Source organism: Shewanella sp. SR44-4 (genome assembly GCF_014163715.1).
In the GTDB taxonomy this organism is placed as follows: domain Bacteria; phylum Pseudomonadota; class Gammaproteobacteria; order Enterobacterales; family Shewanellaceae; genus Shewanella.
The window spans coordinates 1-24,934 of record NZ_JACJDU010000058.1; the positions used below are offsets into that span (position 1 = coordinate 1).

General features: G+C 42.2%; 22 protein-coding genes, 1 tRNA gene and 1 pseudogene. 12 read left to right on the forward strand and 12 right to left on the reverse strand.

What is annotated here, in order from left to right:
* Window positions 1-80: 80 nt before the first annotated feature.
* The 3 genes from rplY to H5125_RS19250 all read right to left on the reverse strand — a co-directional run bounded on the left by rplY (window position 81) and on the right by H5125_RS19250 (window position 3,085).
* Window positions 81-368, reverse strand: a complete 288-nt coding sequence (rplY, locus tag H5125_RS19240) for a 50S ribosomal protein L25 (RefSeq protein ID WP_011636915.1) — start codon at window positions 366-368, stop codon at window positions 81-83.
* A 490-nt stretch (window positions 369-858) separates the two neighbouring features.
* On the reverse strand, window positions 859-1,410 hold the full coding sequence (locus H5125_RS19245; protein WP_101086766.1) for a DUF882 domain-containing protein: 552 nt from the start codon (window positions 1,408-1,410) through the stop codon (window positions 859-861).
* 253 nt (window positions 1,411-1,663) lie between these two features.
* The gene (locus H5125_RS19250) at window positions 1,664-3,085 is read right to left on the reverse strand and encodes a murein L,D-transpeptidase (RefSeq protein WP_182745059.1); all 1,422 of its coding nucleotides are present in this window, start codon (window positions 3,083-3,085) and stop codon (window positions 1,664-1,666) included.
* Between the two features lie 293 nt (window positions 3,086-3,378).
* Between H5125_RS19250 and H5125_RS19255 the strand changes: the two genes are divergently transcribed.
* Complete coding sequence (locus H5125_RS19255; RefSeq protein WP_101086764.1) at window positions 3,379-3,654, forward strand: HU family DNA-binding protein; 276 nt, start codon at window positions 3,379-3,381, stop codon at window positions 3,652-3,654.
* 635 nt (window positions 3,655-4,289) lie between these two features.
* Here H5125_RS19255 and H5125_RS19260 read toward each other — a convergent pair.
* The 5 genes from H5125_RS19260 to H5125_RS19280 form a co-directional block, all read right to left on the reverse strand.
* Window positions 4,290-4,375: transfer RNA gene (locus H5125_RS19260), tRNA-Leu, on the reverse strand.
* Window positions 4,376-4,589: 214 nt separating this feature from the next.
* Window positions 4,590-4,919, reverse strand: coding sequence for a hypothetical protein (locus H5125_RS19265; protein ID WP_101086763.1), 330 nt, complete (start codon window positions 4,917-4,919; stop codon window positions 4,590-4,592).
* 194 nt (window positions 4,920-5,113) lie between these two features.
* Window positions 5,114-5,986, reverse strand: a complete 873-nt coding sequence (rluB, locus tag H5125_RS19270) for a 23S rRNA pseudouridine(2605) synthase RluB (RefSeq protein ID WP_101086762.1) — start codon at window positions 5,984-5,986, stop codon at window positions 5,114-5,116.
* A gap of 439 nt (window positions 5,987-6,425) precedes the next feature.
* The gene (locus tag H5125_RS19275) at window positions 6,426-9,491 is read right to left on the reverse strand and encodes an efflux RND transporter permease subunit (protein ID WP_182745062.1); all 3,066 of its coding nucleotides are present in this window, start codon (window positions 9,489-9,491) and stop codon (window positions 6,426-6,428) included.
* A gap of 3 nt (window positions 9,492-9,494) precedes the next feature.
* Window positions 9,495-10,574 carry an efflux RND transporter periplasmic adaptor subunit gene (locus tag H5125_RS19280; RefSeq protein WP_182745060.1) on the reverse strand — a complete coding sequence of 360 codons (1,080 nt, stop codon included), beginning with the start codon at window positions 10,572-10,574 and terminating at the stop codon, window positions 9,495-9,497.
* A 191-nt stretch (window positions 10,575-10,765) separates the two neighbouring features.
* On the opposite strand from H5125_RS19280, the gene H5125_RS19285 reads away from it, so the two are divergent.
* Window positions 10,766-11,692, forward strand: coding sequence for a LysR family transcriptional regulator (locus H5125_RS19285; protein ID WP_242445132.1), 927 nt, complete (start codon window positions 10,766-10,768; stop codon window positions 11,690-11,692).
* Between the two features lie 137 nt (window positions 11,693-11,829).
* Here H5125_RS19285 and scpB read toward each other — a convergent pair.
* The 4 genes and pseudogenes from scpB to rnm all read right to left on the reverse strand — a co-directional run.
* Window positions 11,830-12,426 (reverse strand): annotated as a pseudogene (scpB, locus tag H5125_RS19290) (SMC-Scp complex subunit ScpB); the annotation flags it as partial.
* 22 nt (window positions 12,427-12,448) lie between these two features.
* Window positions 12,449-13,237: a ScpA family protein gene (locus tag H5125_RS19295; protein WP_101086757.1), complete on the reverse strand. Its 789-nt coding sequence runs from the start codon at window positions 13,235-13,237 to the stop codon at window positions 12,449-12,451.
* Window positions 13,238-13,276: 39 nt separating this feature from the next.
* Window positions 13,277-13,897 carry an L-threonylcarbamoyladenylate synthase gene (locus H5125_RS19300; RefSeq protein ID WP_101086756.1) on the reverse strand — a complete coding sequence of 207 codons (621 nt, stop codon included), beginning with the start codon at window positions 13,895-13,897 and terminating at the stop codon, window positions 13,277-13,279.
* Window positions 13,894-14,754 carry an RNase RNM gene (gene rnm, locus H5125_RS19305; protein ID WP_101086755.1) on the reverse strand — a complete coding sequence of 287 codons (861 nt, stop codon included), beginning with the start codon at window positions 14,752-14,754 and terminating at the stop codon, window positions 13,894-13,896. Before rnm ends, H5125_RS19300 begins: the two co-directional genes overlap by 4 nt.
* A gap of 455 nt (window positions 14,755-15,209) precedes the next feature.
* Here rnm and H5125_RS19310 point away from each other — a divergent pair, with 455 nt between their 5' ends.
* From H5125_RS19310 to xthA, 10 genes are all read left to right on the forward strand, one after another.
* Entirely contained in the window at window positions 15,210-16,787 is a 1,578-nt protein-coding gene (locus tag H5125_RS19310) for an anthranilate synthase component 1 (RefSeq protein WP_182745064.1), read from the forward strand.
* 29 nt (window positions 16,788-16,816) lie between these two features.
* Window positions 16,817-17,416 (forward strand): aminodeoxychorismate/anthranilate synthase component II, encoded by a 600-nt coding sequence (locus tag H5125_RS19315; RefSeq protein ID WP_182745063.1) that lies wholly within the window; start codon window positions 16,817-16,819, stop codon window positions 17,414-17,416.
* Window positions 17,417-17,418: 2 nt separating this feature from the next.
* A complete protein-coding gene (trpD, locus tag H5125_RS19320) occupies window positions 17,419-18,462 on the forward strand; it encodes an anthranilate phosphoribosyltransferase (RefSeq protein ID WP_101086753.1) in 1,044 nt (347 codons plus the stop codon).
* Window positions 18,455-19,858 (forward strand): bifunctional indole-3-glycerol-phosphate synthase TrpC/phosphoribosylanthranilate isomerase TrpF, encoded by a 1,404-nt coding sequence (trpCF, locus tag H5125_RS19325; protein WP_182745061.1) that lies wholly within the window; start codon window positions 18,455-18,457, stop codon window positions 19,856-19,858. Before trpD ends, trpCF begins: the two co-directional genes overlap by 8 nt.
* A gap of 57 nt (window positions 19,859-19,915) precedes the next feature.
* Window positions 19,916-21,127, forward strand: coding sequence for a tryptophan synthase subunit beta (gene trpB, locus H5125_RS19330; protein WP_101086751.1), 1,212 nt, complete (start codon window positions 19,916-19,918; stop codon window positions 21,125-21,127).
* On the forward strand, window positions 21,120-21,923 hold the full coding sequence (gene trpA, locus H5125_RS19335; protein ID WP_162023418.1) for a tryptophan synthase subunit alpha: 804 nt from the start codon (window positions 21,120-21,122) through the stop codon (window positions 21,921-21,923). The genes trpB and trpA overlap by 8 nt, the downstream gene beginning before the upstream one ends.
* A gap of 91 nt (window positions 21,924-22,014) precedes the next feature.
* Window positions 22,015-22,908, forward strand: a complete 894-nt coding sequence (locus tag H5125_RS19340; protein WP_162023419.1) for an ABC transporter substrate-binding protein — start codon at window positions 22,015-22,017, stop codon at window positions 22,906-22,908.
* 120 nt (window positions 22,909-23,028) lie between these two features.
* Window positions 23,029-23,580 (forward strand): septation protein A, encoded by a 552-nt coding sequence (locus H5125_RS19345; protein WP_162023420.1) that lies wholly within the window; start codon window positions 23,029-23,031, stop codon window positions 23,578-23,580.
* A gap of 35 nt (window positions 23,581-23,615) precedes the next feature.
* Window positions 23,616-23,915, forward strand: a complete 300-nt coding sequence (locus tag H5125_RS19350; RefSeq protein ID WP_101086747.1) for a YciI family protein — start codon at window positions 23,616-23,618, stop codon at window positions 23,913-23,915.
* The gene (gene xthA / locus H5125_RS19355; RefSeq protein ID WP_101086746.1) at window positions 23,915-24,721 is read left to right on the forward strand and encodes an exodeoxyribonuclease III; all 807 of its coding nucleotides are present in this window, start codon (window positions 23,915-23,917) and stop codon (window positions 24,719-24,721) included. Before H5125_RS19350 ends, xthA begins: the two co-directional genes overlap by 1 nt.
* Window positions 24,722-24,934: the final 213 nt, after the last annotated feature.

Consider the following 24,934-nt stretch of genomic DNA (forward strand, 5'->3'; position numbering starts at 1 on the left):
GGCATTATAAGAATAAATTTAGTGATAAACATTCAGTCATAAAAAAAGCGCCCTAAGGCGCTTTTTTTTCACATTTGCGATTAAGCAAACATAAAGTCAATGTGTTCAACCAATTGCTTGAATGCGTGACGTTGGATAGCTTTTACACGAACTTTAACTTCTTTACCTTCAATAGAAACGGTTAAGTCAGTTGTGTAAAAGTCATCATTTAACTGGATGTTAATGATGTCTTTGTGTTCAAACTTGATTGATACAGGCTCTTTACCTGGACCATAAATTACTGCAGGAACTTTACCGGCATGACGTAGGCGGCGGCTCGAACCTTTCCCGATTTCTGTGCGGGTTACTGCGTTGATTGTGTAAGACATTAGTCACTCACTTAATAATTAATAAAGTATGAAGGCGTCATCATTCTCGACCAACGATGACTCAAATAAAGCGCGCGGATATTACCACAGCCATTATCAACCCACAAGAAGATATACCAATCCTATTAAATATGTGATATTTCAGCGGGAGTTCAAAGTGCTGTAGGCAAGGCAGATGATTGAAACGAATAGTGATGATCGGTAACAAGCTCATGCGTTACTCTACCTATAGCATCTAACCGCTAGCATCTGACCGCCATGAATAGTGGGAATGTCTTATTTTTATGGAAATAGACCATGCAGTCGTATTTTGAAAGCATCTAATGAAGCATAAAGTACTTTTAAACCCGCCAGAATATAGTCTCTCAGGTATGCCACTTCTGTGTTGCATCGATTTAAAAGGGAACAACCATTTCTACATCAATGCGCCTTGAAATGAAAAACCTGACAGACTCTGAACTGACCAGATATTTAATGAGATTGGTATTAATTAACCCCAACGCCTCACTGGCCCACAATCAATATGCACAAACCCATCTCGAGGATAAAATCCTACACCACCTAACTTAAGCGACTCAGCAGCATCGCGTAAGTGTTTAGTTTTCACTCCGGGTAAAGCAATATCCATCGCCATGCCTTTCATGTGATAACTTTTCTTGGCAACCCCATTGCTACGCGATGCGAGCATTTGATTTGTTTTGGGTGAACGATAAGCTGAAATAACATGGATTTCATCTTGATTATCTAATGTAACCTGTAATTTATACAAATATTCAAATAATCTTTTATCAATCGGTGCGGCTAAATTTTGGCGATGATCCCGTAATACTTGATTAAATTCAGTCAACGTTTCTGATTGATATTGACCATCAACCCAAAAACTTCCCTGGCTTCTTTCACCAGTATGCAAATTATAAAAACGTAAATCTTTAACACCAAGAGTAGAACGACTTGCTTGCGCGGTATTCGGTAACAGAGTTACCACTGCGGCACCGCTTAAGCCTAATAATAACTGCCGACGAGTTAGGCACTCTATTGTCATTTATACACCACTTAAATTATCTAAATTACGATACTTATCGGCTTTAAAAGCACGATTTCATCTTCACAGCGCTTTTTATTGCGTTGTTGCTTTTTTATCCAACTGGCGAATAAATTAACCATTAATGCTGATAAATGCAAGTATACCTATGTTGAGATGTGCATTAAACACGCTAACTTACATAAGAGTGTGATATAGCTCAAGTGCTTAGGGATGAAGTAAAACCTCATTAACTTTGTTTCATCAATTATGATTATTGCACAATATCGTTACTGGTGACTTTATGGCTTAATAACTTCATCGACTCTACTGGGGTTAATTGATAAATGTCATCTCGGTACTGCGCAACATGCTGTTCATCGACCCAAGCGCGCCAATATACCATGTGAACAGGCAAGGTTGATGATAAGGCAAACCATTGAGTTTGAGTGTGATTAGACTGCAAATGAGCCCAAGTACGCTTATCAATAACTAAATGGTTGGCAAACCAGTCGGCTAACTGTTGTACTTTTTCAATTCGCACACAACCTGATGATACATCCCGCTCCACATGTGCAAACATTTCAGGTGTTGGCGTATCATGTAAATACACGCTCTGATCATTGTTAAAGTGGAATTTATAACGGCCTAATGCATTACCGTTACCGGGGCGCTGAACCACTCTGTACGGGAATTTCCCTTTTGCAGCCTGTTGCCACTGTTGAGGTGTTTTATCGACACGATGACCTTCATAATCAAACACATCAAAATGTCTATCGGTAAAGTAAGCACCATTTAATCTAACTTGCGGTAAAATATCCTTACGTAAAAGTTGTCGAGGTACTGTCCAGGTGGGATTGATAACTATATTCGAAATTTGCCCCGTCATCACCGGAGTCTGTCGATATGGCTTACCCACAATCACTTTCGACGTCAACACCACTTCATTTTGATCGACTAATACCATTTGAAAATCCGGAATATTAATCAACAGATAAGACTGAGGGAGCTGGCTTAAATAGGTCGTTTTTTCGACAAAGCTTTTTGCTAATAAAGAGGCTCGTTGTTGTGGAGTTTGATTTAACCAGAATAAGGTTTTAGGACCAATAACCGCGTCGACCTTTAACCCATGCCGAGACTGAAAGCGTTTAACACTTTGCTCCAAAGCCGGTTGATATTTATCTTCATCCGCAAGGTATGCGTACGCATCACCTAACAACCACAAACGTTGATTAATTTGCTTAATGCTTGGGTGACTATCTCCAGGGCGCAACAACCCTTCAAGCGCGATGGTTGGCCAATCTTGCGTTTGCGATAACCACATTAACTTACGCAGATCATTTATTACCCCAAGGTAATCATCTGCAGCAGGCTCCAGTGCAATGTTTTTATCACGTAACGAAGTGGTGTTAGCTATTGAATCAAATGGCAGGGGTACTTGTTTATTATGCCAAAAAGCGGCCACACTCTGTTGAATGTTGTCGATATATTCTAATTGTTCAGCAGCGGACCCTGTCTGTAATATCGCTAAATATTGTGCCCGCTGTGCTGTGGGCTCAGCCAAATACTGTAATTGCAGATGTTGAGTCAAATTGCCGTATTGCTCTTCAGTGTTAGCCAACACAAATGGCGACACACACAAAAGCAATATACCCATTATGCTAACGTTTACAGACAGTTTCAGTTTGCTGAACATGCTATTCCCCATTGGCCCCACACAATGATATTGTCATGTTTTTTCACGTAAGTGAAATGAATATAGCCATTATGATTAATAATAAATGTGCTTGGGTGCAAGAAACAATTAATCAACAAAAGTGAATACCAAAGCGTTACCTATTCGCTACCTAAGCCTTACCTAAGTCAGTGAAAATTAATCATCTAGATGAAAAGTAACCAGTTAACATTAATTTATGAATACACAACTAGGAAGGGCCATGCTGAATTGTTATAAGGTGAATAAGAAGTACTGAAGCAATAGAGAATCACATGAATAAAAAACAACTCACTCAAACCATGGCCAACAAAATGGACATTCCTCAAGTTCAAGCTAAGCAACAACTTGAACAAATCCTAGCGGTTATTCATCAAGGTTTAGCAGAAGGTGAAAAAATTTACATCCCCCAATTTGGTACATTTGAATTACGTTTTTACTTACCAAAACTAGGTCGTAATCCACAAACCGGTGAAACCATAGAAATTGACGGATTTAATCAACCCAGCTTTAAAGTATCACCCGCATTAAAAGCATTGATTAACGCTTAAGCCAAAGTGGTAGAAACCTTATAAGCCTAGGTACTAGAACGCTTCGCGGCTAGAGACTATAACTGCGTCACGAGAAAACGGTTTGCGGATTATTGTTGCATGCTGAGCGTAGAGTGCTCAACGTCTGGAGATTAAAAGCCTAGGTACTAGAACGCTTCGCGGCTAGAGACTATAACTGCGTCACGAGAAAACGGTTTGCGGATTATTGTTGCATGCTGAGCGTAGAGTGCTCAACGTCTGGAGATTAAAAACCTAGGTACTAGAACGCTTCGCGGCTAGAGACTATACCTGCGTCACGAGAAAACGGTTTGCGGATTATTGTTGCATGCTGAGCGTAGAGTGCTCAACGTCTGGAGATTAAAAATCTAGGTGCTAGAGCGATCGTAGCTAGAGGCTATACCTGCAGTTATCCAGTTTAACTCTACCTAACTGAAACTAGCCAACGACTTTCCCAATAACCCGCTCTTATAGCCGCGTAGCGAACTAGCAGGACGAAGTCCGCCCTAGCATCTAGGCTCTTATCGCTCTCACCTTTTTTAGCGTTTGTTACCCTTAAAGATCAAATTCCAGACGTAAAAAAGCCCCAACATAAGTTGAGGCTTTTTTACACCACTCTCTATTGCTAGAGATTATAATGGTACCCGAGGCCAGACTTGAACTGGCACGCTTATTCAGCGAGGGATTTTAAATCCCTTGTGTCTACCGATTCCACCACTCGGGCAAACTGAGCGTGTCTTGATAACAAACATCAAATCACTTAATTCATATTTGCATAAGATAAACAGGGTTACTTTCGCGTCCCGCTTAACTTGGTGACACTTTACTGTTTTTTTTTGGCCAAGCAACTAAAATATTCATCACATCGAACTGAACGCTTCAAAAAACGTCAATCCGATGTAAAATCCAACAAAACAAGATGCTTAGCACAAAAATGATTAATTAGCTCTAACAGGGGTTAACCCTTTACTGCGATTGGTGACAGCTTCCTCAATTTCAAAACCTGCTTCGCTCCACACTTGTGCTTCTTCAACATTAAACGATTCTTTAGCCCAAATGGTCGCAGTATCTAAATTGAAGTTGGCTTTTATCCAACCATCAGATTCTGTAGGGCCAAAACCTCTTACGCGCCAATTTTGCGCTTGGGTTGAATCAAAGCCTATTGCTTTCCATTGGCTTATCTCACGTTCAGACATTCCTTGCCAGCTAGGAGCTGACGCGCATGCTACCAATAACGATACTAACAAACCTAACAATAATTTTTTCATACAGTCCTAATAACCAATGTAAATGCTGCGGCGCATAAATCGTCGAAAAACAGCACAATAAGTCGTAAATTTTGAGAATCATATCTGAGAAAAAACTTTTGACAAGTAGGTGAGCAATAATTAATTTTCATCGAAAAAAACTAACAAAAAAGGCCGCATCCGCGACCTTCTATAAAGTAACCTAAATATCAATATTAGCTACGCTGACGAGTTGGTTTACCGTGATTACCAACCACTTTATGCTTATGAACTGCACGGCGAATTTTAGCACTTTTAACTTTAGAACGAGCAACACTGTGTTTATCCGAACCTAAAACAGATCGCGTTTCAGCTTCTAAACCAGCAAGTTGGCGTAAATAGTTAACTTGGTCCATTGGCAACTCAATCCAACCACCACGCGGTAAGGTTTTTGGTAACTCAACTTTGCCATAACGTACGCGGATTAAACGGCTGACCTGCACGTCTTGTGATTCCCACAAACGACGTACTTCACGATTACGTCCTTCGCGAAGGGTGACATGCCACCACTGGTTTATGCCTTCGCCACCAGCAGCTTTAATGGTATCAAACTGTGCTGGACCATCTTCTAAAGTCACGCCGGTACGTAAACGCTGTACAGCTGCTTCTGGCACTTCACCAAATGTACGCACAGCATATTCACGCTCTACTTCATTTGAAGGATGCATTAAACGGTTAGCTAATTCACCATCACAGGTAAATAACAGCAACCCTGAAGTATTAATATCTAAACGCCCTACCGCAACCCAGCGAGCATCGCGCACTTTAGGTAAACGTTCAAACACGGTAGTACGGCCTTCAGGATCTTTGCGCGAGCAAATCTCACCTTCAGGTTTATGGTATGCCAGTACACGACAAATAATGTCGTCAGCTGATTTTAATGAAATAGCACGGCCATCAATACGTATTTTGGCGTCAACCTCTACACGATCACCTAAACCAGAAATTTCACCGTCAACACTAACTCGGCCTGCAGCAATCCATGCCTCCATCTCACGACGGGAGCCATGGCCTGCACGGGCCAAGACTTTCTGCAATTTTTCACTCATTAGCGGGGACTCTTTAAAGAAATTTTATAAAAAACAAAAGGTTAATTACTCTTGCTTTATTGTCTTTTTAGGATTGTACCCGCCAATGGCGCATACAATTAGAAAAGTGCGTAGATTATACGCTGAATGGGGCTTGTGAGCAAAAAATACCATCACTAAGCTTAACTCAGGATAACAGATGCCATAAACGCTTAGAAATCAAGCTGTTTAACCTGAACTCGATGTATGGACTCCTTTTGTTTTAGACTCCACCAATCTACGACCGTAGAGTGGTGGAGTCCATACATCGAGTTACGATTGCTTAATACTTTTATCAGCCTGCCTAACCCAAGCCAATAGATTTATTCAGCCCATAAAAAAAGCTGCTAACATTATCCGTCAGCAGCCTTAATCATTTAATAAACAATTCGATATTACGATTAAATATAAAACGTAGCGCTTAGCGAGTCACGTTAAGGTTAAACACAAGACTATACATTACCGGCAACACCACTAAGGTGAGTAGAGAAGCAAAGCCCAAACCAAAAATGATAGTGATGGCCATAGAACCAAAGAAAGCATCGCTGATTAATGGGATCATGCCTAACATAGTGGTAATAGCCGCCATCATCACCGGGCGAACACGGCTCACACACGAATCAACCAGTGCGAATCCAGGTTCTTTACCTTCTTCAAGTTCGAGATTGATTTGGTCCACTAATACAATGCCATTTTTAATCACCATTCCAGAAAGACTCAATAATCCAAGTAGCGCCATAAAGCTGAATGGGGCATCGAATAATAATAAACCCGCTGAAACACCGATCAACGCTAAGGGTACCGTAAACCAAATAACTAAAGGCTGCCTAACTGAATTGAACAGAAATACCGTAATTAAAAACATGGCTAAATAACCCATTGGGATCGAGCTAAAGACAGCGGTTTGAGCTTCTCCTGCTGATTCAAACTCCCCGCCCCACTCTAAGCGATAACCTGCCGGCAGCTGAATGGCCTCCACTTTACTTCTGACTTTTTTATGTACCGAGTCTGCGGTTTCATTAGATCCCAATTTGGGATCGCCCAATACTGCCAACATACGAATCCGGTCACGGCGCATCACGAGAGGATTTTCCCATTCAGTGCTGAACTCACTAACAACTTGTGTTGCGGGTACAAATATATTGTTCTCTGTGCTCCATATTTGCATTTTCCACAAGCTATCAGCTTGAAGACGTTCGGCTGCAGGTGCACGAGCAACAATCGGTAACAGATGGCTAGTTTCACGATACAAGCCAATTTGTTTACCGCTAAAATTAACCAGCAAGGCATTATCTAAATCTTGCTTACTGATGCCAGTTTCACGAGCTTGAGCATTTTGCAGTTGCGGGCGAATGAGTGGCACTTGATTGCGCCAATTATGGCGAACACCATCCATTGTCGGCTCATTTCTAAAAACGATTTCAGCTTGTGCGGCCAAATTGCGCAGCACTTGAGGATCTTCGCCATAAAAACGGGCTTCGATTTTAGCCGCTGGAGACGGACCATTTTCCATATTTTTTAAGCGATATTGTGCTTGGGGAAAATGGCTATTTAACAGCTGTTCAACTTGCGGCATATAAGCCTTAACGGCTGCTAAATCACGCATTTCGACGATAAGCTGAGCAAAAGCTGGATAGCCTTTTTCAGGCTGATAAGGTAATACAAAACGCTGGGCACCCTGGCCGATGACAGATGTCAGGTGCACTAAACCTGTGTCATTAAGCTCACTTTCTTGCAGTAGCTTTTTCTCTATTTCGCCGGTAAAATGTTCAGTTGCTTTAATGTCTGTCCCTTCTGGCATCCATACATCAACAAAAAATATTGGCGTATTAGATGCGGGGAAAAACACGTTTTTAATATGACCAAAGCCTATTACGGCAGTGACTAACATCGCCAACACCACTGACAATGTAACGAGGCGAAAGCGCAATACAAAGTACAGAAAACTGCGATAAGTGGTAAATAACCAGCCTTTATAAGGGTCTACCTGCTCAGCTTGTGGCGAGGTCTCTTTGAATAGCAAATTACAGAAAAACGGTGTTAAGGTGATTGCCGTTATCCAACTGATAAACAATGAAATCATTAACACTTGGAACAATGAACGACAAAATTCACCGGCAGCATTTTGTGACAAACCAATGGGTGCAAAAGCAATAATGGCAATCACAGTGGCACCTAACAATGGCCACTGCGTTTGCGATACCACTTGCTTGGCCGCTTCAAGACGGGTTTTACCGCGTTGTAAGCCAATCAAAATACCTTCGGTCACCACAATGGCGTTGTCGACCAACATGCCTAAGGCAATGATCAGCGCGCCCAGAGAAATAAGCTGTAATTCAATGTCTAATACTTTCATCACAATGAAAGTACCTAGAATAGTGAGTAGCAGAATTAGGCCCATCAATAACCCAGAACGAAGGCCCATAAACAATAACAATACCGCGATAACAATCGCAATCGACTCTAAAAGGTTAATCAAAAAACCTTGTACGGTATTATCGACAGCAGAGCTTTGGTTATAAACCGTATCAAGGCTCATACCTAACGGTCGTTGTGATTCAAGCTCAACTAAGCGTTCACTAACACGTTGACCCACATCGACTACGTTTACGCCGCCAGAAAACGCAATACCTAACGATAACGCCGCCTCACCACTATTGTGATAAAGCACATTGGGAGTGTCGTCATAGTCTTTTTCAATGTTGGCAATATCCCCAAGATAAATAAGCTCAGTGCTGCCAGGTGAGCTCACCACTAAACGAGACAATTCCTCTACCGAACTAAACTCACCGGTAGGATGTAAACGGATACGATTATCACCAATGACGATACTGCCAGCATTAGACACCACGTTCTGATTGTTGACTAATCCATAGATGTAATTTTGATCTAAGCCTAGCGCTGACAATTTTTGTTGTGAAATCTCAATCACCACTTGCTCTGTCACATCACCCACCACAGAGACTTTTTTTACCCCGGGAACAAGCACCAGTTCGCGGCGTAAATAATCTGAATAGTTGCTCAGTTCTCGGTTACTAAAATCGTTACCTGACAAGTTAAGTAAAATACCGTAGACATCACCAAAATCATCAATCACTTGTGGCTTTGCGGTACCGGGTGGTAAACGCCCTGTAGTGTCATTAACTTTTCGACGCACCTCATCCCACACTTGTGGTAATCGATGTTTGTCATAACTGTCTTTAATCTCAACCTGAATTTGTGATAATCCAGCACTATTGATAGAGGTGATATGTTTAATACCATCAAGCTGCTGTAAAGCATCTTCAAGCGGTAATGTCACCTCTTCTTCTACTTGTTCAGGCGACGCACCAGGGTAAGCGGTGATCACCAACGCTTGCTTAATGGTAAATTCGGGAAATTCTAATTGTCCTAAACCAGTAAACGCCACACTGCCGCCAATAAGCAGTAAAAACGCAAACATCCAGCTAATGACTTTGTGATGAATGGAATACTCAGCAACATTCATCAATTACACTCCTCGTTGCCAGCGTAGAGGCTTCACTTTCATGCCTTCAGATAATTGCGATAATCCTGCTGCAACAATAGCATCGCCTTTTTGGAGCCCAGTTAACACTTCGACACCGTCAGTACTCACCCGCCCGAGAGTCACTTTTACCGGGCTAACATCTCCACTATCTGGCTGATAACGCCACACGGTTACATCACCATTTTGGTCTTGTTTGTCTACGGCTGAAATAGGCACTACGGTACTAAAGCCTTTTTGGGAGTCATTTAGCGTCGCTAAAGTTAATTCGGCACTCATGCCTGGCAATAGTTGTACATTGTCAGGTTGTGGTAATGAAAACACTACTTCGTAAGCTTGTGTGCCTGGTGTCACTTGAGTTGAGTATTCTTTAAATTTTGCATCAAACACCATGTCATCTAATGCGCTAAAACGAACTTCTGCAGCTAAACCATTGGCAATATCTTGAGTTAATACTGCCGCCATTGCTTCAGGTACCTGAATGCTGACATCAAGTAACTGATTATTTTGCAGGGTCATCACGCCTTGGTTTGCTTGAACAATTTGGTGGTTATCTACCAAACGTTTTGCAATGGTGCCGCTAAATGGCGCTTCTAAACGGGTATAACTGACTTGATCATTGGCAGCAGCTAACGCTGCTTTGGCCGATTTAAGTTGGGCTTTACTGCTGTCAAATAGCGCTTGCGAAATTAATTTACGTTCTAATAAGGTTTGATTACGGCTAAAGTCTGCGAGCAACAAGTCATACTCGGCCTCACGAGTCATTAAATTATTATGCGCATCGCGATCGTCTAATTGAGCCAGTAAAAAACCTTGTTTAACATGTTGCCCTTCAACAAGATCCAGTCTGACAAGTTGGCCTGAAATCCTAAATGATAATTCTGCACGGCTATTTGCTTCGACTCTTGCAGGAAACTGACGAATGGTATTGCCTGATGACTGTGTCACATCAAACAATTTTACTGGGCGCACCAGTACATCTTGTACGGCGCTTTCAACAGGCGTACAACCGACTAAAATAAGAGAAATAAGCAATGCCAACGGCAACGTTGAGTGATATTTCATCGACTATGATCCTTGAGAACTAAGCGTTAAAAAGACGTGGTGACAACAATATTCCCCTTTTCAGGGATAACAGTTAATTCACAATTGGGCCGAACAATACCCTGAATTATAGTTGCAATAAATGGGTTTATTTGGGAACATCAATCCCATTATTTGAGTTTGACTTATTTGCCATAATCAGAGCAATCCACATGAAAACCGAAGACATTGCATTATTTCACCGGATTGTCGAAACCGGCAGCATACTTGAAGCCGCTAATTTGTTGAATTTACCTAAATCGACGGTCAGCAGACGCTTACAATCGTTAGAAGAGTCATTAAATTTAAAGTTGTTTCATCGCCAAAGTCGCGCAATAACACTGACCTCTGCAGGCAGTCATTTCTACGAAAAAACCTTGGTAATGTTAGCTGACTTAGATCGAACTCTTGCAGATATTACCGACAACAAAGCAGAGTTGACTGGCCACTTACGGATTTTGATATTTCCTATCCCGCAGATAATGGATATCGTGAGTAAAATATTTGCCTTTATGGATGAAAATCCTAAGTTTTCGCTTGAGATCATTACCAGTACCGAGCCCTTAGACATGGTGCGTAACAATATTGATATCGCATTTATGGTGAATGAAACGTTTAGTGAGCTCGACATGGTGGCCAAACCGGTTATCAGTGAAGATATGTGTTTCTTTGCCAGCCCAGAATACTTAGCCAAAGCTGGCATGCCTGTCACCTTGAGTGATATTGAACAACACAACTCAATTTTATTTCGCTTCCCAAATGGTAAAACCTTCAGTGAAGTGCCACTCGCCAATGACGCTATGCAGGCCGTAAAAGGCAATTTATGCACCAATAGCATTCAACTGGCTTATGAAGCTACAAAATTAGGCCGAGGGATTGGTTATTTACCCAAAAAATTATGTCAGGATGACGTAGAGCAAGGGGCGTTAGTGCGCTTATTTAATGATTTAGCGCCTTATACTGGCGTGGTATTTCTAGTGTATCCGTCAAGACGATTTTTAAGCCTAACGGGTCAGCGCTTACTCGATTACATGCTCGCCCAGCTCCCTGTTCAAACTAGCGACAAAGGGGCGGCAAACAATACTAAAGTGTGGATTTAATGGGTTAGATTTTGGCTGTTTTTAACAACATCATCGGCTTCGTCGTCTACATCATCAAGTTCATTTGTGGTTGTATCACTGCTGTTTTCGCTATCGTTTTGCTCGTCATTAACTTGTTGACCATCGTCTTGGTGATCATCACTACTGGCATCATCTGTAGGCTCATCGAGAGCAACTTGCACTTTATCAAATAACCCTTGCAGTGATGCTGCATCGGTTAATGCAGGTAAATCGGCAAGTTTTGTTAAATTAAAATAATCCAGAAATGCAGGGGTGGTCGCATACAATGCTGGTTTACCAGGTACTTCCTTATGGCCAACCACTTTAATCCACTGCCGATCCGCTAAGCTTTTTATGATATTACTGCTAATCGCAACGCCTCTAATATATTCAATATCACCACGCGTTACTGGTTGCCGATATGCAATCACCGCCAACGTTTCAAGCGTTGCACGAGAATACTTAGGGGATTTGTCTTGCCACAGAGGTTGTAAATAAGGGCTGAGTATTTCTTGAGTTTGAAAACGATAACCACTAGCGACTTTAACTAGCTGTACGCCCCGCTCTTGATAATCTTGCTGTAATTCATCAAGCGTTTCCTGAATGCGCGTGCGTGATACACTAAAGTCAGCTAACACCGTTTCTTTAATGGCTTTTACCGACAACGGCTTAGCTAAGACAAACAAACTGGCTTCAATAAGCTGTTTTAACTGAATAGGATTAATGGGCTTCATGGATCTCTTCGAATATCGTTAATTAATACGCTTTTACATAGATGGGTGAAAACGGTTCATTTTGCACTAACTCAACGAGTAACTCTTTAACCAGCTCCATGAGTGCCAAAAAACTCACCACTACACCGGCTCGACCTTCACTGACATCAAACAAACACTCAAAACCAATGTATTCTGTACTGGATAATTTAGCTAAAATTTGGCTCATGCGTTCACGGGTAGATAAATGTTCACGCTTTACATGATGATCTTCGTTGGCATCAATGCGTTTTAGCACTTCGCCAAACGCACGAGCTATATCCACCAGCGAAACATCTGGTGGTACCGTCACCGGTTTAATGTCTGGGGCTGCGCTAACAGATGCTGGAAACACATCTCGTTCAATCCGCGGTAACGTATCAATATCCACAGCAGCTTGTTTGATCACTTCATAGGCTTTTAATTGCCGTATAAGCACCACGCGAGGATCTTCTTCCTCATCATCTTCACTGGCCATTTTAGGTAACAATAATCGGGATTTAATCTCCGCTAATGTTGCCGCCATCACAAGGTAGTCGGCAGCCAGTTCAATGCGCGCTTCAGTGAGAATTTCAATATAGAGTAAATATTGTTGGGTGATTTGTTGAATAGGCAAATCAACCACATCTAATTTTTGTTTGCGGATTAAATATAATAATAAATCTAATGGGCCTTCAAAGGTTTCAAGAAACACTTCTAAGGCCTCAGGCGGAATAAACAAGTCTAGGGGCATGCTATTAAGCGCTTGGCCACGAACCATTGCTAATGGCAGGCTTTGCTGACTGCCTGGCATGTTTATCTTAGATGATTCGTCTGCGGGTATCACGTTGGTTTATTCAAATGCACTGGTATCGCCAGCACCATGACGTAATATCACCATCTCATCTTCAGACATATCAATCACTGTCGTTTGATTTTCAGGTAAATAACCACCGTGAATAATACCGTCTACCAAGTTATCGAGTATATCGCGAATATGTTCAGGGTCAGATTCAGCAAATTGCTCATTTGGCATCACTAAACTGGTGGTCATCATTGGTTCACCCAATGCTTCAAGTAACGCGAGCGCAATGACATTATTAGGCACGCGAATACCAATAGTGCGCTTTTTGTCACACTGTAAACGACGTGGCACTTCTTTAGTGGCTTTGAAAATAAACGTATATGGACCAGGCATACAGCTTTTTAATAAACGATATGCTTGGTTATCAACGCGGGCAAAATTGGCCAGCTCAGAGAGATCACGACACATTAATGAAAAATTAGTGTCATTTTCAATCTGGCGAATGCGCGCCATACGCGTCATGGCATTTTTTTCGCCAATCATACAACCCAATGCATAACCTGAGTCAGTGGGATAAACAATGACTCCACCTTGTTTAAGAATCGCCACAGCTTGGTTAATTAATCGTGCCTGTGGGTTCTCATCATGAATATACCAAAATTGACTCATGCTCTTTTCGTCCAATGTTGTGATTGCCAAACCCATTCCACACCTTGTGGTTGGAATAAGTTTTTACCTAACTCGATCCAATTACTCGGGAAGTGAAAATCGCTCCCCACAGAAGCAAGTAGGTTATTTTGCTTACTTAATGCGATAAGGTTATTACGGTCGTCTAATGTTTGCTGGCCTAAAATAACTTCCATCGCATCGCCACCGGCCTCTGCAAATTCACGCACTAAGCGCTTAAGCCATTTGGCCGATAATTTATAACCGCTAGGGTGAGCTAATACTGCTACACCACCGGCTTGATGAATATGCGCTATCGCATTGGCCATATCGCCCCAATTATTGGGTACATAACCTGTTTTGCCACGAGCTAAAAAGCGTTTAAATACACTAGGCATATCTGTCGCATGACCATTATCGGCTAACCATCTAGCATAATGGCCACGACTCAGCGCTGCATCGCCGGCAATAGCTTTAGCACCGTCATAGGCACCTTCTATCCCCGCTTTAGCTAAACGTTCACCAATTTCTTGGGCTCGGACTTCACGCAACTCACGTTGATGAGTTAAAAAATCCAATAATCCCGTATGAGCGATATCCAAGTTTAATCCGACGATATGAATATCAAAACTGTTCCAACGAGTCGAAATCTCACAACCATTAATTAATACTAATGGCGTGGCATGGTTTTGATTAGCAAGATGCGCTTCCGCTAACCCTCCGACAGTGTCATGGTCAGTAATAGCAAACATCTCAACGCCTTTTTCAATCGCGCGAGTTAATAATTCTGTCGGTGTTAATTGACCGTCTGATGCGGTCGTGTGGCTATGAAGATCGGCCAAGAGAGTCTCTGTAATCATGTGGTTATTGTACTAGAGTGGCGATTAAAATACTGCTTGGATTTATGAATAAATGATGGCAATTGATGAATTATTTATGCATAAGTTAGTTAGAGGGCTCAATAAGTAGACTAGATTTGTCCATATTGCCATTTTTTGTTAGCTTTTGAGAAATATTCAATTGACATTAATCTCCAGCTGGGTTTTCCTATAGGCATTAAACACAGACACAACATAGCGATTAACAATGACACACTCTTTAGCTTCATTACACATTACTTGGTGGTGGCACTTCCCAAATTAACGGGTGGTGTGAAGCGTTGTGCTCATTTTTAAGAGACAAGATTTTACCAAAAAGCCCGCAGAGATGTGGGCTTTCTTGTTATTTGGCCCACTCACTTTAGTCACTCGGGTTACATAATATTAAAGGCCAACAGATGATAAACAAACATGATACAAGGAGCGGCGACATAGTGATGACAACAGTGACGACAACAGTGACTACACCAAACCAACTCGCTCAGGTTAGCACGCAAAAGCAGGCATTAACCTACCATACTGATCCACTAAAACTGTATCAGCAAGTGACTAATAATGCGCCTCATACCATGCTGTTAGAATCAGCAGAGGTCGAAAGTAAAGACCATTTAAAAAGCATCGTACTCACTCATGCGGCAATGATGATACGTTGCGACGGTTATCAGCTCAGCTTCAGCGCATTAACTCAAAATGGTGCAGCGTTATTAACGCCAATAGCCAACTTCTTCAGCGATGCACAGCAACAACGAGATAATAATACTCTCATCGTGACGCTGCAAAAGGCCACCGAGTTACAAGATGAAGATGCACGTTTAAAGTCAACATCTCCTCTTGATGGCTTAAGAATGTTTATTAAACACATTCAAACCAATAATCCGCTTAAATTTGAAGATTTATTTTTAGGTGGTGTATTAGCCTATGACTTAATTGATACTGTCGAGCCACTCCCTGCAGCGCCCAACGCTCACAATGATTGCCCAGATTATTTATTCTATCTTGCTGAAACACTTATTTTAATTGACCATCAAACTCAGCAAGCCGAGATTGTTAGCCACCAATTCGGTCAAGATGAAATGATTGCACAACAATTAGTTCAGCAACTGCAACACGTTATCGAACAATGTGCCGATCTAGGTGATATAGCTCAATTAACACCAGTGACAACCGACGAAGAAGTTAACATCACCGACGAGCAATTTAAGCAAACCGTGATTGATTTAAAAGAACACATTGTCGCCGGCGATATTTTCCAAGTTGTGCCATCTCGTTGTTTCAGCTTACCTTGCCCAAATACGCTCGGGGCATATCGGGCTTTGCGCTTAACCAACCCTAGTCCGTATATGTTCTATTTTAGAGGTCCTGATTTCACCTTATTTGGTGCGTCGCCAGAAAGTGCCCTGAAATACGATGCGGCCAGTAACCAAGTTGAAGTGTATCCCATTGCTGGCACGCGTAAGCGCGGTAAAAATGCTCAAGGTGAGATTGATTTTGACCTAGACAGCCGTATAGAGCTCGAGCTGCGTTTAGATAAGAAAGAATTGTCAGAACATTTAATGCTGGTCGATTTAGCACGTAACGACATTGCTCGCATCAGCCAAAGCGGTAGCCGTGAAGTGGCCGAACTGCTAAAAGTTGATCGTTACTCGCACGTGATGCATTTAGTCAGTCGCGTCACTGGTCAATTACGTTTAGATTTAGATGCCCTGCACGCTTATCAAGCTTGCATGAACATGGGAACCTTAGTGGGTGCGCCAAAAGTGCGTGCATCGCAATTAGTTCGCCAAGCGGAGCAAGCTCGTCGCGGCAGTTATGGTGGCGCAGTGGGTTACCTCAATGGTCTCGGCGACATGGATACCTGCATTGTTATCCGTTCAGCGTTTGTTAAAAATGATGTTGCTCATATACAAGCAGGTGCTGGAGTAGTGTTTGACTCAGATCCACAAGCCGAAGCAGATGAAACACGTCAAAAAGCCCAAGCGGTCATTTCTGCGATAAAAATGGGAGGTGGGCTATGAGCACCGCAACCACACAAAACGATCAACGGATGAAAATATACTTACTCGATAACTTCGATTCGTTTACTTACAATCTAGTCGATCAATTCCGCAGCCTTGGCTGTGAAGTTGTCATTTATCGTAATGATGTCAGTGCCGATTATGTTGCTGAAAAACTCATGAATGAAACGGGTAAAAAGGCATTAGTGCTATCACCCGGACCTGGAGCTCCTCACGAGGCTGGCTGCATGATGGAACTCATTGGCAAAGTGGCTGGTAAAGTCCCGATGCTTGGCATTTGTTTAGGTCATCAAGCCATGGTTGAATATTATGGCGGCAAAGTAGAGCGAGCGCCGTTTGTTGTCCACGGTAAAGCCAGCCCGACCTTCCATAATGGTCAAGGCGTATTTGCAAACTTACCCTCACCATTACCGGTGGCCCGTTATCACAGCTTAGTTGCGACTAAGGTACCTGACTGCTTAGACGTTATTGCCACCACAGATGACATGCCAATGGCAATATTACATCCACAACATCAAGCTATGGGCTTTCAATTTCATCCAGAATCAATTTTAACCACCCTAGGCAGCCAGTTACTCACGCAGACATTAGCGTATTTAACCCAAGACCATGCCTTTACTGGAGGATAATAATGGATAATCTGCAAACGTTATTCGACCATCTGTATCAAGGTAAGCCATTAACTCGTGAACAAATGGCACAAGTGTTTAGCGCTATTATTCAAGGTGATATGCAACCTGCAACCATGGCGGGTATGTTAGTGGCGCTAAAAATGCGTGGCGAAACCATTGATGAAATAGCCGGAGCGGCTGACGCATTGCGCCAAGCAGCTAAACCCTTTCCACGAAGTGATGCCTCAAAGCAAACTGGCATTGTTGATATTGTCGGTACTGGCGGCGATGGCCATAACACCATCAACATTTCTACTACTGCCGCTTTTGTTGCAGCAGCAGCAGGCGCAAAAGTAGCTAAACACGGTAACCGCAGCGTCTCAAGCAAGTCTGGCTCTTCTGACTTACTGTCACATTGCGGTATCGCGCTCACCATGGCGCCTGATGCAGCAAGCCAGTGTTTAGATAAGCTTGGCTTATGTTTTCTATTTGCGCCGCATTACCATGGCGGGGTGAAACATGCTGTGCCTGTAAGGCAAGCGTTAAAAACCCGTACTATTTTTAATGTGTTAGGCCCATTAATTAACCCTGCAAGCCCAGAATTTATGCTGTTGGGCGTATATACACTTGAACTCATCGAACCTATTGCACAAGTGTTACATGCCCTTGGCGTTAAACGCGCAATGGTGGTGTATGGCAGTGGCTTAGATGAAGTGGCGCTTCATGATAATACTCATGTGGCAGAACTAAAAGACGGTGTGGTGCGTACTTACCAACTGAGCCCTGAAGATCTCGGCGTTAACCGTGCAGACATATCGCAGTTAACGGGTGGAGAACCAGCTGATAATGCCTTAATCACCCAAGCCATTTTACAAGGTAAAGGTCTACCAGCACATAGAGATGCGGTGGCGATTAATGCAGGTTGTGCTTTGTATATCAGTGGTATTTGCGACTCAGTTCAAGCCGGTACTCAGCTAGCGCTCACGACACTCGCCAGCGGTACAGCTTTTACCTTATTAACCGATTTAGCTGCCGCGAGCCAAGCTGGAGAACACCATGAGTAAGCCAGAAAGTAATGTATTAACCCGTATCGTTGATACTAAAGTGGCACATATCGCCGCGCTAAAACTGCGTTTCCCTGAAGCCAGTCTACAGCCTAAAATATCTGACCGTAGCTTATACGATGCCCTGAAAGCACCTAATGCTCAGTTTATTTTTGAATGTAAAAAGGCCAGTCCTTCTAAAGGGCTTATTCGCCCTGTATTTGATGTTGAAGCCATCGCAGATATTTATGTCAATTACGCTGCAGGCATCTCTGTACTCACCGATGAACAATTTTTCCAAGGTGACATGGACTACATTCCAAAAGTCCGCGCCAGAGTGACTCAGCCCATTATCTGTAAAGACTTTTTTGTCGACCCGTATCAAGTGAAATTGGCGGCCCATCAAGGTGCTGATGCTATTTTACTCATGTTGTCAGTGCTTGATGATGAGCAATATCGTTTATTAGCCAGCGAAGCGGCTAAGTATCAATTAGATACCTTAACTGAAGTGAGTAACCAAGAAGAATTGATCCGAGCGATTGATCTCCTTGCCCCAATAATTGGTATTAACAATCGTAATTTACGCGACTTAAGTACTAATTTGGCGACAACTGAGTTATTAGCGCCACAGATCCCCGCAGACAGAGTCGTTATTAGCGAATCAGGTATTTATAACCATCAACAAGTTTGCCGCCTAAATCCATTGGTTGACGGTTACCTTGTTGGCAGTTCAATTATGGCGCAAGACGATATTGATTTAGCGTGCAGACAACTTATTTTTGGAAACAATAAAGTCTGTGGTTTGACTCGAATTGACGATATTGAGGCGGTAGCAACAGCAGGGGCGGTATTTGGTGGGCTAATTTTTCATCCCAAATCACCTAGAGCCGTAACACCAGCACAAGCAAGTGAATTAGTCGCCCAAATGCAGCAACGTAATATTGGCTTAAATATGGTGGGTGTGTTTGTTAATCACCCCGTTGCAGATATCGCTTCATTGGCCCAAACACTGAATCTTTTTGCTGTGCAATTACACGGCAATGAAACTGAACTTGAAATCACCGAATTAAAAGCGTTATTGAATCAACAGCAGTTAAAAACCGAGATTTGGAAAGCCGTTGCAATTGACAGCAACAGCGGCGAAGTGAGTCAACAACCTGCTGGCGCAGATCGTTATTTATACGACAGCAAATCAGCACAACAATTTGGCGGCACCGGAAAAACATTCAACTGGCAAGCCAATATTAATGATAAACAAGATGCGATGTTGGCCGGTGGATTAACCCCTGACAATGTTTATCTAGCAAGCCAACAAGGATTTTATGGGGTCGACTTAAATTCAGGAGTAGAATCTACCCCTGGCCATAAAGACCATCAAAAACTGATTGCTGCATTTACTCAATTACGCCGTAATTAATTTTCTATTTACCACACCATTTTTAGTTAAAAACATGATTACTCGAAGGGAATATTTATGACCGAGCTCAAGCTTAACCCTTATTTCGGCGAATACGGTGGGATGTACGTACCGCAGATTTTAGTGCCTGCATTAAAACAACTCGAAACGGCCTTTGTTGAAGCACAACAAGATGAAAGCTTTATCGCTGAATTTACCGACCTGCTAAAGAACTATGCTGGCCGCCCAACAGCGCTAACACTGACCCGTAATTTAAGTCCAAATCCGTTGGTAAAAATTTACCTAAAACGTGAAGACTTACTTCATGGCGGCGCCCATAAAACCAACCAGGTATTGGGACAAGCGTTGTTAGCCAGACGCATGGGTAAAAAAGAAATCATCGCTGAAACCGGTGCGGGTCAACACGGCGTAGCCACTGCTCTAGCCTGTGCGCTTTTAGGCTTAAAATGTAGAGTCTACATGGGCGCTAAAGACATTGAACGTCAATCGCCAAATGTGTTCCGCATGAAATTAATGGGCGCTGAAGTTATACCGGTTACCTCAGGTTCATCAACCCTAAAAGATGCGTGTAACGAAGCCATGCGCGACTGGTCGGGCAGCTATGATAAAGCACATTACTTATTAGGCACCGCTGCTGGACCGCACCCATTCCCGACAATTGTGCGCGAGTTTCAGCGCATTATTGGTGAAGAAACTAAAAAACAAATTCTTGAAAAAGAAGGCCGTTTACCCGACGCCGTTATTGCCTGTGTTGGCGGAGGCTCAAATGCTATTGGTATGTTTGCTGACTTTATTGACGAAGCATCGGTTGAGTTGATTGGCGTTGAACCTGCAGGTAAAGGCCTTGATACGGCAATGCACGGCGCGCCGCTTAAACACGGTAAAACAGGTATATTCTTTGGCATGAAATCACCGTTAATGCAAAACAGTGACGGACAAATTGAAGAATCGTATTCAGTTTCTGCCGGACTTGATTTTCCATCGGTAGGCCCACAACATGCACATTTAAACGCTATTGGTCGTGCTCGTTATGAGTCTGCAACCGATGATGAAGCACTTGAAATGTTCCAAACACTCGCTCGTTGTGAAGGCATTATTCCTGCATTAGAATCAGCCCACGCACTTGCTTACGCCGTTCGCATGGCAAAGGAAGCCACTAAAGAAACCATTTTAGTGGTTAATTTATCAGGTCGTGGTGACAAAGATATTTTCACAGTGGCAGATATTTTAGAGGCCAAACAAAAACAACAGGAGAGCGGCAATGAGTAACCGTTATCAAGCAAAATTTGCTGCACTGAAAGCACAACATCAAGGCGCATTTGTTCCCTTTGTGACCATTGGCGATCCAAGTCCTGAATTATCGATGAAAATCATTCAGACCTTAGTTGATAATGGCGCTGATGCACTTGAATTAGGTTTTCCTTTTTCAGATCCATTAGCCGATGGCCCGGTGATACAAGGTGCTAACCTGCGCTCATTAGCGGCAGGTACTAAACAAAGTGATTGCTTTGACATTATCGCTAAAATACGTGCGCAATATCCTGAGCTGCCTATCGGATTATTGCTATATGCCAACTTAGTATTTGCTAATGGTATCGATTCATTTTATGCCAAAGCACAAGCTGCTGGTGTTGATTCTGTATTGATTGCCGATGTGCCTGTAGAAGAATCAAAACCCTTTAGTTTGGCTGCAAAAGCACATGGTATCGCGCCTATCTTTATTGCACCGCCTAATGCTGATGCTGACACCTTAAAACTGGTTAGTGAACAAGGTGAAGGTTATACCTACCTATTATCTCGTGCCGGCGTAACGGGCACTGAATCCAAAGCGGGTGAGCCAATTGAGAATATTCTGGCGCAACTGGTCGAATTTAATGCCCCACCGCCACTATTAGGTTTTGGTATTGCTGAACCGGAGCAAGTACGCGCCGCCATCAAGGCTGGAGCCGCGGGTGCTATTTCAGGTTCTGCCGTGGTTAAAATCATTGAAGCGCATCAACATGATGAAGTGACATTATTGGCCAAACTCGCCGAATTTACCGCAGCAATGAAAGCGGCTACATAACGACCAATTTCAGGTTGAAAAAGGAGCGATTTTATTGCTCCTTTTTTTATGTCCGTTATACTAGGATAAATATCAACCAATTCGGTATTATATGAAAAGTTCGTTAATAGGGATTTTAACGATTGCCATTCTATCTGTTATCTGCAGTTTTAAAACTGTGGCGACGTCTGAACAACCTAAAATTATTGTCACTTATAATGCTGCAATTCAAGGCACTGACCCAAAACAGGCTTATTTTGTGTCGTTACTTGAACTTGCGTTAGAGAAAAGTCGCGATAAATATGGCGACTTTCAAATGAATGCCGCCATGATCCAAATGCCGCAGGGTCGAGCACTTAAAATGGTGGCTGATAACACGATTATTGATGTTGTCTGGACCATGACCAGCATTGAACGAGAAGATCAATTACAAGCTATTTATGTGCCATTACTTAAAGGACTAATGGGTTACCGAATTGGGCTAATACGTAAAAATGATCAAGCTAAATTTGACAACATAAACGCCATAGAAGACATCAAAAAGACCTTAATTGGCCAAGGCGCTGATTGGCCAGATGTACCTATTTTGCACAGTAATGGTTTTACCGTCACATCTGGCAGTGATAGTCGTTTAATAGCCATGTTACTGAAAGGTCGCTTTGACTACTATCCCCGCTCAATACACGAACCATGGCGAGACTTGGACCGTTATCCAGACCTAGCACTTGAACAAAAAATCTTATTAAAGTATCCCGCGCCCATTTATTTTTTTGTCAGTAAAGACAACACATCCTTAGCTCAGCGCATCGAATACGGCCTCAGAAAAGCTATCGATGACGGTAGCTTCGATGACTTATTCTATAACCACCCAATCACTCAAGGTATGCTCAGTAAATCCGAATTAGATAACCGCACCGAATTTGTGCTGCATAATCCCTTTTTATCTAAAAAAAGTGCTGATCTACTAAGTGAAACTCAGTTATGGCTCACCTTAAAACAACAATGATCACTAAGGTTGCAATTGCACAACTGCTTATGGTTCATAAACACTATCTCATCATGTTACAATCGGCGTATATTGTCGTAGTGACAGCTGTTTGTTGTCCTTTTTCTGCAAGAGATTTTTATGAAACAACTGTTAGACTTTTTACCACTGGTCATTTTTTTTGCCGTTTACAAATTCTATGATATCTACGCCGCAACAGGAGTATTGATTGCTGCCACGGCTATTCAACTCGTCATTACGTATCTGATTTATAAACATATTGAAAAAATGCATTTAGCCACCTTCGCCATGGTGACTGTATTTGGTTCACTCACCCTATTTTTCCACGATGATGCTTTTATCAAATGGAAAGTCAGTATTGTTTATGCCTTGTTTGCTATAGGGTTAATTGCCTCACAAATCATGGGGAAATCAGCGCTTAAGAGCATGTTAGGCAAAGAAATGAAAGTAGACGATAGAATATGGACTCAAGTCACATGGTATTGGGTTGGATTTTTTGTATTATGTAGTTTCGCCAATATTTATATTGCGTTTAATTTACCTTTAGAAACCTGGGTTAACTTCAAAGTATTTGGCTTAACCGCCCTTACCTTAATTAACACAGTGATAACGGTAGTGTATCTGTATAAAAATATGCAAGATGACAACTCGCAACCTACTGATAACCAATAATTGTTTATGTAAAATCAAATAAAGGAAGCAGCTATATGTGGTATATGATTTCATCTCAAGATATTGAAAACAGTTTAGAAAAACGTTTATCTGTTCGTGCTGAACATTTAGCCCGTTTACAAGTTTTAGCCGATGAAGGCCGTTTATTAACCGCTGGACCACATCCTGCTATTGATAATGAAAATCCTGGTGAAGCGGGTTTCACAGGGTCATTAGTGGTTGCTGATTTCCCTTCATTAGAAGATGCACAAGCTTGGGCAGATGTGGATCCTTATATTGGTGCTGGCGTGTACAAAAGCGTTATCGTTAAGCCATTTAAACGAGTGCTTCCTTAATGAAAATAGTTTCTTTTAATATCAATGGTATTCGTGCTCGTTTGCATCAACTGCAAGCTCTCATCGACAGTCATTCACCCGATATAATTGGCTTACAAGAAACCAAAGTACATGACGAAGCTTTTCCTGTTGCTGACGTTGAGGCTATGGGGTACAAAGTCCATTATCATGGTGGCAAAGCACATTACGGTGTCGCTATGCTGTCAAAAGCAGAACCTCTTGAAATCATTAAAGGGTATGAAACCGATGATGAAGACGCGCAACGCCGTCTTATTATTGGTCAGTTCACACAAGATAATGGCCGTATATTAACGGTTTTCAATGGTTACTTCCCACAAGGTGAAAGTATCCATCACGAAACGAAATATCCAGCTAAGCGCAAGTTTTATCAAGACTTAATGCTGCATTTAGATAAACATCACAATCCAAGTGAAGACATCGCGATTATTGGCGACATTAATATTTCGCCAACCGATTTAGACATCGGTATTGGTGAGGTTAACGCCAAACGTTGGTTAAAAACCGGTAAATGTAGTTTCCAACCAGAAGAACGTGAATGGTTAGCACGTTTACAGCAATGGGGCTTTATCGACAGTTTCCGTCAATTACACCCTACTCGCACTGAACGTTATTCATGGTTTGATTATCGTAGTAAAGGTTTTGATGATAACCGTGGACTTCGAATTGACGTCATTCTGGTCACAGAGTCAATGTTGCCACGTTTAGTTGAGTCAGATGTAGATTACGAATTACGTGGTATTGATAAACCATCAGACCATGCGCCAATTTGGAGCACATTTAGTTAATCTAAGTGGATGTTAACTGACCCTTAGATTAAACGACATGATGCTTGAACAAAAAACGCTATGCCTAACAGCATAGCGTTTTTTTATGATTGTTGACTCTGCATTAGCCATTAGCCCATGCTTGTAGTTAACCCATATTAGCCGTTAACTAACCTAAACTTGGAATAATAAACACCTTTCAAACTGCTTCCTTTCTTGCTAACTTTGTCTTGC